The sequence below is a fragment of the Kribbella albertanoniae genome, from assembly GCF_004348455.1.
Classification (GTDB): domain Bacteria; phylum Actinomycetota; class Actinomycetes; order Propionibacteriales; family Kribbellaceae; genus Kribbella; species Kribbella albertanoniae.
The window spans coordinates 1-10,463 of sequence record NZ_SMKA01000315.1; the positions used below are offsets into that span (position 1 = coordinate 1).

Below are 10,463 nucleotides of genomic sequence, written 5' to 3' on the forward strand. Positions count from 1 at the left end.
GGGATGGATTGCTGCAGGGTTCGGTGCCAGGCGAGGCGGACGGTGGGGAGTTCGGTGGTGCGTTCCGAGAGATCGTCCTCGGCGGTGATCTGGGTGTCAGCGGTGGCTGATTCGGGGCCTTCGCCGGTCGGGCCGGAGTACGAGCTGGCGCCGGCTGGTTCGACGTACGGGTGGGGTGGGGTTTCGAGGGTGCCGTCGAGCCAGCGTTGTTTCAGGAGAGGGCGGAGGATCTTTCCGCCGGGCGTGGTCGGGAAGTCGCGGCGTGGGACGCCGACGACCTCGGCGGCCAGGTTGAGGCGGGTCTGGATGAGGCTGCGGATGCCCTGGTCCATGCCGGGGATGGAGTCCGGCGTCAACGCGTAGAAGACGACGAGACGGTCGGTGCCGGACTCGGGGTCGGGAACAGCACAGGCGGCGACCAGGCCTTGTTCGGCACCGACGACAGTCGCGGCGACGGCTTCGATGTCGTGGGCGTAGTAGAGGGTGCCGCGCATGATGATGCGCTCGCTGTCCCGGCCGGTGACGACGACCTGGCCGCCGGTGATGAAGCCTTGGTCGCCGGTCGACAGCCACTTGCGGATCGGCCAGTTGCCGACCGGGAACGCCTCGCGGTCGGCTTCCAGGTTGCCGAGGTAGCCGGGGGTGACGCGGGCGGACGCGACCTGCAGCTGGCCGATCCGGCCCTCGGGCAGGACGGCGCCGTTCGGTGCCACGATCCGGATCGTCGTACCGGGAGCTGGTGCGCCGACCGAAACCAAGCTGAGTACGCCGGGGGCCTCGGCGCGGGTCTTGCCGGGGCGCGCGACTGCGACCTTGCCGGAGGACGGGCGCTGGTCGACCCACTCGACGATGCCGGTGGGTGGGACGCGGACGCGGTGCACGTTCGGGGTCAGGCCGGGGCGGGCGAAGGTGATGCCGGTGACGGTCTCGGTCATCCCCCAGGCCGCGACGAAGGTCTCCGGTACGACGCCGAAGCGGTTCGTCAGCCGGAGGAACTCGGTCATCACCGGGACGGTGATCTGCTCGCCGCCGCTGACCAGACTGCGGAGTGCGGACAGGTCCCAGTGCCGATCGGGCTCGCCGGCGATGGCCTGCGTGGTGAGGCGGTAGCCGAAGTTCGGCGACCAGGAGTGGTTGACCCGGTGCTGGTCCATCAGGTCGAGCCAGCGCAGCGGGTCGGCGAGCACCCAGTTGGTGTTGACGTGGATGTTCGTGCAGCCGGTGAAGACGGGCAGCAGGTGATAGAGCAGGAACGCGCCGCTCTGGTCCAGCGGCAGCCAGTTCAGCGTCGTCTGCCCCGGGCGGACGGGCAGCATCGCCGGCGTCCCCGCGGCGAACTCGACCAGCCCGCGATGCGTGAGCTGCACGATCTTCGGCGTACCGGTGGTGCCCGACGACAACATCAGTACGGCGACATCGTCCGCAGCCGGCCGGTGGAATTCGTTCGTCGGCTCGTGCCCAGCGAGTGCGTCCGGATCGAGCACCGGCAGACCGAGGTCGTCGGGCAGGTCCGACGGGCGTCCGATCAGCACGGTCCAGCCGAGCAGGTCGGTCACGGTCCGCAGGCGCTCGCGGCCAGCCTCGGTGCGGTCGCCCTCCGGGGACGGCGCCATCAGGAGCGGGCGGATGCCGCCCAGCGTGCAGGCCCAGAACGCCGCGAAGAACCCGACCGGCTCGGTGCAGTGCACCACCGCGGGATCACCAGCCCGTACGCCGTTCGCCCGCAGGCCGGCGAGGATCCGGGCGGCGAGCTCGAGCAGCGTCGGGAAGTCGAGCTTGGTCTCACGGCCGTCCGGGCCGATCTCGACCACACCGGCCGTGCTGAAGTCGCGGGCCGCGCGGAGCAGGGCACTCGGCAGATCGCGCGGATACCCGGCGGGGATCATCAGGGCCGGGCCGGTACTGATCGCCGGCCTGTCCGCACTGCTTCTCACCACGCGTGCCCCACCACCAGCGACGCGTCAGAGCGAAAAGCAAGGATGACGCGAGTCGGTCGGTGACCCACGGACAAGCGCCTCCCCCACTGGACGGAGCCGGGCTCAGGGCACACCCGTCTCGCTCTCACCGACAAGAAGCCCCGTATTTCGGACAGCCGGACCGATGCGGTGACCGGGTGGACCCGGTGCGTCATCGTGCCGACCGACAGCCGTGAACCCTACCAGCCGTCCCGGCCCCAGCAGCAGCCAGTTCCAGCAGCAAAGAGTTAAGAATTCCACGACCCCGCCGACACCGAACACAACGAGTGGTGACCGGTTCAGGTACGGCCCTGTGACCAAACAGAAACGACCTCAGCGGCGGGCGACGATCAGGCGAGCGCGTGGGTGATGGGTCCATTCGCCACCGGGGGCCTGCTGGAGGAAGCGCATCCGGAGATCCGCGATGAACTCATCACCTCTGGCGATAGCCGCCGCTCGGAGAGGTCCGGACTGCGCGAAGGCGTCGAAAAAGCCGGCGGCATCCGCGTGGCTCATCGGGAAAGCGGCCTGCTCGTCGCGTTCGATGGTTGCACCCAACGCCGACAACCTGGGGACGAGTCCTGCCTCCCAATCGGGCACTGAGCGTCCGGGCAGCAACCTGCTGAGCAGCGCGAACGGGCCGTCCTCCTCGGTGACAGCCGGCCAGTAGACGACGGACAGCCGGCCCCCAGGGCGCAGAGCGCCGAACCATGACTGAACCGCGTCCTCCGGTTCAGGGAGTTGCTGGAGCCCGAAGACGGAAACCACCCCAGCACAGCCGGCCGTCCAGCGCGGGTCCAGGGTCGATGCGTCTCCTTGGATCACCTCGACCATCGGCGACCGCGCAGCCCGCTCGCGAGCGATCCGAACCATCCCGGCCGACAGATCGATCCCGGCGATCTCACGACCCGGGAAGCGCTCCAGCAGCAGTTTCAGCTCCGGGAACGTGCCACAACACGGCACCAGAATCGGCCCGCCCGGGACCTCCCCGACGCCGTCGACCGCCAACGCGACCCAGGGTGCGAACCGCGGTACGAAATACCCGTCGTACCCCTCGGCGGCGGCGTCCCACCCCCGAGCCACCCGCTCGAGCGCCTCAGCCCGCTGCACCGACGACGATCGCTCGCTCATTGCGGCTCACCTCTTCGTCGCGACGCCGACGCCAAAAAACGGTGGGCTGTGAGGGACTCGAACCCCCGACCCCCTCGGTGTAAACGAGGTGCTCTAACCAACTGAGCTAACAGCCCTTGCACTGAGCCAACAGGCCTTGCGGTGGCAAACGGTATCACTTTCGAAGTGCCAGATCGGCCAGTGCCTTCGCGTAGTCGTCCGGGTTTCGTGCTTCCGGCATCGCGTTGAGGACCGACCACTGGATCACCCCCGCGGCGTCGAGCACGAAGGTGGCTCGGCGGGCGCAGCCGCGATCACCGTCGAAGACGCCGTACGACGACGCGATGGCGCCGTGCGGCCAGAAGTCGGTGAGCAGCGGGAAACCGATGGTGCTGGCGTCGGCGTAGGCGCGCAACGTGAACATCGGGTCGCAGGAGATCGCCAGGAACTCGGCGGTTTCCAGCAGGTCCGGGCGGTCCCGTAGCGCCGTCAGCTCACTCGTGCAGACCCCGCTGAAGGCGTACGGATAGAAGACCAGTACGACGGGACGTCCGGCGTACTGGTCGAGCCGGATCTCGGCGCCGTGCTGGTCGCGGCTGCTGAAGTCGGGGGCCCTGGTGCCGACAGCAGCGGTCACCTCAGCCTCGGCGACCCGACTTCGGAACCACCAGTTTGGTCGCCGACCAGTCCTCGGTGACGCTCAGTGTGCTCGTGGTGGCCAGCCCGGCGGTCGGAGCTGCCTCGGCGATCTCACTGCCCTCGACGTACCCGTCCCGGCCGACCTTGGGCGTCATCAGCCAGACGACTCCGCCCGCCTTCAGGTCGGTGAGGATCTCGAAGAAGGCGTCGACCAGGTCGCCGTCCTCCTCGCGGAACCAGAGCAGGACGACATCGACCACCTCGTCGGTGTCCTCGTCCACGAACTCTTCACCGGTGACCGCCCGGATCGCATCCCGCAGGTCGTCGTCGCAGTCGTCGTCGTAGCCGATCTCCTGCACGATCCAGCCGGCCTCCAGGCCGAGCCGGGCCGCCATGTTCGGCTGCTCCTTACCGTCCGCGTGGTCCGCGGTCGCGCTCACGTGTCCTCCTCGGTGATCCCCGTCGGAGCGGGGGTATGCGTCAGTGGCAGTAGTCCATCGTGACCTACCGCGTCGCGCAAGTATGCACGAGGTATCCGTGACGTGTCCGGTATCCGCGCGGCGGGCACTGTCCGTGTCCGCTCAGATCACGCTCCGGCAACCGTATTCACGCCTCGGAGGAGACCAAAGTAGAACGCATTCCGAACAGGTGACAGGATTGCGGTGAAGACAACCAGAGAGAACGGCAGGACACCGTGGCTTCCGGACACGAACCACCAGCCATCATCACCGAGGGGATGCCCACCCAGCTCCCCGACATCGACCCCGACGAGACACGTGAATGGGTCGAGTCGCTCGACGCCGTGCTGGACGAACGCGGCAAGGCGCGGGCGCGCTACCTGATGCTCAAGCTGATCGAGCGGGCCCGGGAGCGGCAGGTCGGTGTGCCCGCGCTGCGGAGCACCGACTACATCAACTCGATCCCGCCCGAGCGCGAGCCGTGGTTCCCCGGCGACGAGCACATCGAGCGCCGGATCCGGGCCTTCATCCGCTGGAACGCCGCGGTGATGGTGAGCAAGGCGAACCGCAAGGGCCTCGAGGTCGGCGGTCACATCGCCACCTACCAGTCCGCGGCCAGCCTGTACGAGGTGGGCTTCAACCACTTCTTCCGGGGCAAGGACCACCCGGGCGGCGGTGACCAGGTCTTCATCCAGGGGCACGCCTCCCCCGGCATGTACGCCCGGGCCTTCCTCGAGGGCCGGCTGACCACCGACCAGTTGGACGGGTTCCGCCAGGAGGTGTCGCGCGGCCCGCACCAGGGCCTGTCGTCGTACCCGCACCCGCGGTTGATGCCGGACTTCTGGGAGTACCCGACCGTCTCGATGGGTCTGGCCGCCCTGGACTCGATCTACCAGGCGCGCTTCAACCGGTACATGCACCACCGCGGCATCAAGGACACGTCCGACCAGCACGTCTGGACGTTCCTGGGTGACGGCGAGATGGGCGAGCCGGAGTCGCTCGGCGCGATCGGCCTGGCCGCCCGCGAGGAGCTCGACAACCTCACCTTCGTGATCAACTGCAACCTGCAGCAGCTGGACGGTCCCGTCCGCGGCAACGGCAAGGTGATCCAGGAGCTGGAGGCGTTCTTCCGCGGCGCGGGCTGGAACGTCATCAAGGTGGTCTGGGGCCGCGAGTGGGACTCGCTGCTCGCCCAGGACCACGACGGCGCGCTGGTGAACAAGATGAACACCACGCCGGACGGTCAGTTCCAGACCTACTCCGTCGAGTCCGGCGAGTACATCCGGAACAACTTCTTCGGTGGCGACCAGCGGCTCACGCAGATGGTCAAGAACCTGTCCGACGAGGACCTCCGCAAGCTGCCCCGCGGCGGGCACGACTACCGCAAGGTCTACGCGGCGTTCAAGAGCGCCAAGGAGCACGTCGGGCAGCCGACCGTCATCCTGGCCCAGACCGTCAAGGGCTGGACGATCGAGGCGCTGGAGGGCCGCAACGCGACCCACCAGATGAAGAAGCTCACCTCGGACGACCTGAAGACCTTCCGCGACCGGCTCTACCTGCCGATCGAGGACAAGGACCTCGAGGACGCCTACAACCCGCCGTACTTCCACCCCGGCAAGGACTCGCCGGAGTACCAGTACATGATGGAGCGGCGTTCCCAGCTCGGCGGTTTCCTGCCCGAGCGCCGGGTCAAACCGAAGACGCTGAAGCTGCCTGGTGACGACGTCTACAAGCCGCTCAGCAAGGGCAACGAGAAGACTCCCGTCGCGACCACGATGGCGCTCGTCCGGCTCTTCCGGGACCTGATGAAGGACCCGGAGATCGGGCACCGGATCGTCCCGATCGCCCCCGACGAGTACCGCACGTTCGGTATGGACTCGATGTTCCCGACGGCGAAGATCTACTCGCCGCACGGCCAGCAGTACGAAGCGGTCGACCGCGCGCTTCTCCTTGCCTACAAGGAGTCCGAGAAGGGTCAGCTGCTGCACGAGGGCATCAGCGAAGCCGGCGCGATGGGCTCGATGATCGCGGCCGGTACGGCGTACGCGACGCACGGCGAGCCGATGATCCCGTTCTACATCTTCTATTCGATGTTCGGGTTCCAGCGGACCGGTGACCAGCTCTGGGCGCTCGGCGACCAGCTCGGCCGTGGTTTCGTGATCGGCGCCACCGCGGGCCGCACGACGCTGACGGGTGAGGGTCTGCAGCACGCGGACGGTCACTCGCCGCTGCTCGCCTCGTCGAACCCGGCGGCCGTGCACTACGACCCCGCGTTCGCCTACGAGGTCGCGCACATCGTCAAGGACGGCCTGCGCCGGATGTACGGCTACGGGCTGGACAAGGACAAGCCGTACGGCGAGGACGTCTTCTACTACCTGACGGTCTACAACGAGCCGGTGGCCCAGCCGGCCGAGCCGAAGGATCTCGACGTCGCGGCCCTGCTCAAGGGCATGTACCGCTTCGAGGAGTACGAGACCGCCGCGGGTGACGACGTACCGCGCATCCAGCTGCTCGGCTCGGGTGTCGCGCTGCCGTGGATCCGCAAGGCCCAGCAGATTCTCGCCGAGGAGTACTCGGTGGCCGCCGACATCTGGTCGGTGACCTCGTGGAACGAGCTGCGCCGGGACGCGATCGCGGCCGAGGAGCACAACCTGCTGCACCCGGAGGAGCCGGAGCAGGTTCCGTTCATCACCGAGCAGCTGAAGGACACCAAGGGTCCGGTTGTCGCGGTCAGCGACTTCATGCGCGCGGTGCAGGACCAGATCTCGCGCTGGGTGCCGAACGACTACACCTCGCTCGGGACCGACGGCTGGGGTCTGGCCGACACCCGGGCCGCGGCCCGGCGGCACTTCCAGGTCGACGCCGAGTCGGTCGTCGTGGCGGCGCTGCAGATCCTCGCGAAGCGCGGTGACGTCAAGCGGGAGGTCGCGGCCGAGGCGGCCCGCAAGTACCGGATCGACGACCCGACCGCGGTCGCCGGTGTGAAGCAGGAAGGCGCCGGCGCTTAGTTCGGTTGTTGAAACGAAGAGGGTTCACCCCGCCCCCGGGTTGAACCCTCTTCGTCGTTTATAGACGCCGCGTCGTTTTCTAGACCGCGGCGAGCTCCAGTTCGGCACCGCGTTCGGCAGCCTCCAGTTCACGGACCAACGGGAGGACCCGGGCGCCGAAGTACTCGATCTCCTCCTGGAAGTGCAGGAAGCCACCGAGGATCAGGTCGACCCCGCGGCGCCGGTACGCGACGATCCGCTCGGCGATCTGCTCCGGCGTACCGATGAGCTCTGACCGGAAGCCGTCGTTGTACTGGACGAGATCCTCGTACGACGAGTCCGCCCACATGCCCTTGCCGTCCGGCGCCGACCGCCCGGCCTGGGTGACCGCGTCCCGGAATCCCTCCACGGCCGGTTTGTTGGCCTTGGCAACGATCTCCCGCAGTACGTCGCGGGCCTCCTGCTCGGTGTCCCGGGCGATGATGAACCCGTTCAGTCCGAACTTCACTTCACGACCGGCACCCTGGGCGACCCGCCGTACGTCGAGGAGCTGTTCGGTGACGCCGTCGAAGTCCTTCCCGTTGGAGAAGTACCAGTCCGAATGCTTCCCCGCGTTGTCGCGCGCCGCGGTCGAGTTGCCGCCCTGGAACAGCTCCGGAAACACCCCGGGCTTGGGCTTCAGTGTGAAGTCGCGGATGCGGTAGAAGTCACCGGCGAACTCGACGTTGTCCTCGGTCCACAGCTTCCGCAACACCTGCAGGAACTCCGCCGACCGCCGGTAACGCTCATCGTGCTCCAGCCACGGCTCCCCCAACGCCGTGAACTCACCCTTGAACCACCCGCTGACCACATTCACCGCGAACCGCCCACCTGAAAGGTGGTCCGCAGTCGCACCGAACTTCGCCAGTACGCCGGGCTGCCACAGCCCGGGATGCACCGCGGCAATGACCTTCAGCCGCTCGGTCGCCAGCAGCAGGGCGAGACTGAAACTGGTCGATTCGTGCTGGAACTCAGCACCGTAGCTCGCGGTGTAGCGGACCTGGCTGAGCGCGTACTCGAACCCGACCCGCTCGGCCGTCTGCGCCAGCTTCTTGTTGTACTCGAAGTCCCAGCTCGTCCGTTGCTCGATGTCACTCGTGACGAGTCCACCGCTGACATTGGGAACCCAGTAGGCGAACTTGATCTCGTCCGCGACGCGTTCGGTCGACATCAGCTGTACCAGGTCGGCTCGGGCAGTTCACCGACGAGCAGATGCCGGCCGACTTCGCGCCGCTTGTACGCCACCGGGTCGTGCAAGGTGTGGGTCCGCACATTGCGCCAGAACCGATCGAGCCCTTCGATCGTGGCAGTCGACCGGGCGCCGGTGACCTCGAAGATCCGGCTGGTCACCTCGAGCGCGACCTCGGTGGCTCGCGCCTTGACCGCAGCCACGCGGACTTCGTGCTCACCACGCTGCTGCTCGGTCACCTCCCAGGCGTTCTCGTGGATGACCTGACCTTCCAGGGCAACCGCATCGGCCAGCGCTTCGACGGCCCACAGCTTCGACTGCAGATCGCCGTACGCGTCGATGACGGCTGGTTCGTCGATTGCGGTCGCATAACCGCCGTGCAGCCAGGAGCGACTCTTCTCACGCGTGTAGGTGATCGCGGTCTCGAGCGCGCCGCGCGCAATACCCAGGTAGAAGTTCACGAAGACCAACTGGATGGTCGGCACGTTCAGCGTGTTGTAGACGCGCGGCTGGAAGGTCTTGCCGACGAACCCGGCCGCCTGGTCCCAGCCGACCCGGACGTGGTTGAGGCTGACGCTGCCGCTCTCGGTCAGCCGCTGGCCGATGTTGTCCCAGTCGTCGTGGAAGGTCAGGCCGTCGATATCGGACGGCACGATCACGAAGACATGGTTGCCGCTGTCAAGCAGTGTGCCCTCGAGCACAGTCACATCGGAGACCTTGCTGCCGGTCGAGAAGCTCTTGCGCCCGCTGAAGCTGATGGTGTCGCCTTCGTCGGTGACGACCACATCGGCGTCGCGCGGATTCACCGCACCACCGAAGAACCACTTGTTCTTGGTCGCCTGCTCCTCGACCGCGGCGATCTGTTCCTTGGTCCCGACCAGCCGCGCAGCCCAGAACCACAGCAGGTGATACCCAAGCAGCTGCCCGATCGACCCGTCGGCCGTCGCCACGGTCCGAATGACCTGGTACGCCGTCGGCCAGGTCTGACCGCCACCCCCATGCTCGGCCGGGCCGAGGAGCGTGACGAGACCGGAGTCCTTCAGCAGCTGAACTTCGTCGTACGGCGTGGCGCCGGCGCGATCACGTTCCGCCGCGTCGACGGCGAGAATCGCAGCCACCTCGGCAGCACGCTGGATCCACTCCTGCGGCGTGGACGGGGTGATTTCGGACAGGGCAGGGCGAAGCGATGAGGTTGACATGAGCTGAAACTCCTTGTTTCCCAGGGGATTCCGGATGAGGTGGGATGAGGCCGACCGCTGGAATCAACACGCCTGGGAAGCGACGCGCAGCAGGTCGATGTGGCGACGCTGCACCAAGATCAACACGCGAGTCATAACCCCATTGTCGACCCACGAACTAGACATTCGTCAACCACTCCCCCACCCATCTCACCCCCTGGACCCGGCGATGGGGACCTGGGTCACGACGCGGCGACCTGGGACACGTGATCGGATGCCCGAGGTCCCCAGATAGTGACCGCGATTTCCATTGCCTGAGCCACACGAGCTGGTATGACGTTGTGCACGGTTCAGCCATGCGCGCGGCCTGAACGTGGTTGATGGGTGCCCAAGGTCCGGCCCGCCCGGCGTGCAGGGCGAGCCGGGTGTACTGCGGTCACCTAGTGGGGAGCTCGGACATCTGATCGCGTGTCCGGAGTCCCCAGTAGATGTACGCGGTTCGGCCGTTCGGCGGGTTATTGCGGGGCTGGGGAGTTCTACCCGTCGTTTTCGGGAGGTAGGACTCCCCAACGGCGCCGGACAACCGCGTACAGCACCCGCAACCAGCCCGATCTGCCTCGACCACCGCGACGGGTCAGCAGACAAGCTCCATCACCACCGGCAGCAACCGCAGCCCGTCAGCCGTCAGCCCGTCAGCCCGTCAGCCCGTCAGCCCGTCAGCCAACGTTCGCCTCTGCCCGCCGACCTCGCCAGGTCGGCCAGCCAAAGACTCGCCCAGCCGCACCTCCTCTGTAACGCCGCCCGCAGCAGCGAGCAACCACCGCGGCAGGAGACCGGCCGCATCCGAGCGACGCGCCAACCGCCCCCGCCGCACCGCCGCACCGCCGTCCCTGCCGACTCCGCCGCAC

The 10,463-nt window shown here is 67.5% G+C and carries 9 protein-coding genes and 1 tRNA gene; 1 reads left to right on the plus strand and 9 read right to left on the minus strand.

The features are described 5' to 3' along the window. From E1261_RS39210 to E1261_RS39230, 5 genes are all read right to left on the minus strand, one after another. A partial coding sequence (locus tag E1261_RS39210; protein ID WP_165952803.1) for an AMP-binding protein occupies positions 1-1,937 on the minus strand: 1,937 nt, incomplete at its 3' end. Positions 1,938-2,288: 351 nt separating this feature from the next. Further along, positions 2,289-3,086: a class I SAM-dependent methyltransferase gene (locus E1261_RS39215; protein ID WP_132414823.1), complete on the minus strand. Its 798-nt coding sequence runs from the start codon at positions 3,084-3,086 to the stop codon at positions 2,289-2,291. A gap of 42 nt (positions 3,087-3,128) precedes the next feature. Then, a tRNA-Val gene (locus E1261_RS39220) sits at positions 3,129-3,202 on the minus strand. A 38-nt stretch (positions 3,203-3,240) separates the two neighbouring features. After that, a complete protein-coding gene (locus E1261_RS39225; protein WP_132414824.1) occupies positions 3,241-3,702 on the minus strand; it encodes a peroxiredoxin in 462 nt (153 codons plus the stop codon). A 1-nt stretch (position 3,703) separates the two neighbouring features. Beyond that, positions 3,704-4,144, minus strand: a complete 441-nt coding sequence (locus E1261_RS39230) for a DUF3052 domain-containing protein (protein ID WP_132414825.1) — start codon at positions 4,142-4,144, stop codon at positions 3,704-3,706. Positions 4,145-4,440: 296 nt separating this feature from the next. On the opposite strand from E1261_RS39230, the gene aceE reads away from it, so the two are divergent. Next, complete coding sequence (gene aceE / locus E1261_RS39235; protein ID WP_238176718.1) at positions 4,441-7,170, plus strand: pyruvate dehydrogenase (acetyl-transferring), homodimeric type; 2,730 nt, start codon at positions 4,441-4,443, stop codon at positions 7,168-7,170. A 79-nt stretch (positions 7,171-7,249) separates the two neighbouring features. Here aceE and sfnG read toward each other — a convergent pair whose 3' ends face one another. From sfnG to E1261_RS46685, 4 genes are all read right to left on the minus strand, one after another. Beyond that, the gene (gene sfnG / locus E1261_RS39240; protein WP_132414827.1) at positions 7,250-8,359 is read right to left on the minus strand and encodes a dimethylsulfone monooxygenase SfnG; all 1,110 of its coding nucleotides are present in this window, start codon (positions 8,357-8,359) and stop codon (positions 7,250-7,252) included. Continuing rightward, positions 8,359-9,576 (minus strand): acyl-CoA dehydrogenase family protein, encoded by a 1,218-nt coding sequence (locus E1261_RS39245; RefSeq protein ID WP_132414828.1) that lies wholly within the window; start codon positions 9,574-9,576, stop codon positions 8,359-8,361. The genes sfnG and E1261_RS39245 overlap by 1 nt, the downstream gene beginning before the upstream one ends. Positions 9,577-9,639: 63 nt before the next feature. Further along, positions 9,640-9,741, minus strand: coding sequence for a putative leader peptide (locus E1261_RS47210; protein ID WP_420814100.1), 102 nt, complete (start codon positions 9,739-9,741; stop codon positions 9,640-9,642). Positions 9,742-10,255: 514 nt separating this feature from the next. Further along, on the minus strand, positions 10,256-10,463 hold a 208-nt coding region (locus tag E1261_RS46685; RefSeq protein WP_238176717.1), incomplete at its 5' end, for a hypothetical protein.

Bases quoted from the DNA above. Each gene is read 5' to 3' on its own strand.
- E1261_RS39215 (WP_132414823.1), bottom strand. From the start codon at position 3,086: ATGAGCGAGCGATCGTCGTCGGTGCAGCGGGCTGAGGCGCTCGAGCGG.
- aceE (WP_238176718.1), top strand. From the start codon at position 4,441: ATGCCCACCCAGCTCCCCGACATCGACCCCGACGAGACACGTGAATGG.
- sfnG (WP_132414827.1), bottom strand. From the start codon at position 8,359: ATGTCGACCGAACGCGTCGCGGACGAGATCAAGTTCGCCTACTGGGTT.
- E1261_RS39245 (WP_132414828.1), bottom strand. From the start codon at position 9,576: ATGTCAACCTCATCGCTTCGCCCTGCCCTGTCCGAAATCACCCCGTCC.
- E1261_RS47210 (WP_420814100.1), bottom strand. From the start codon at position 9,741: ATGTCTAGTTCGTGGGTCGACAATGGGGTTATGACTCGCGTGTTGATC.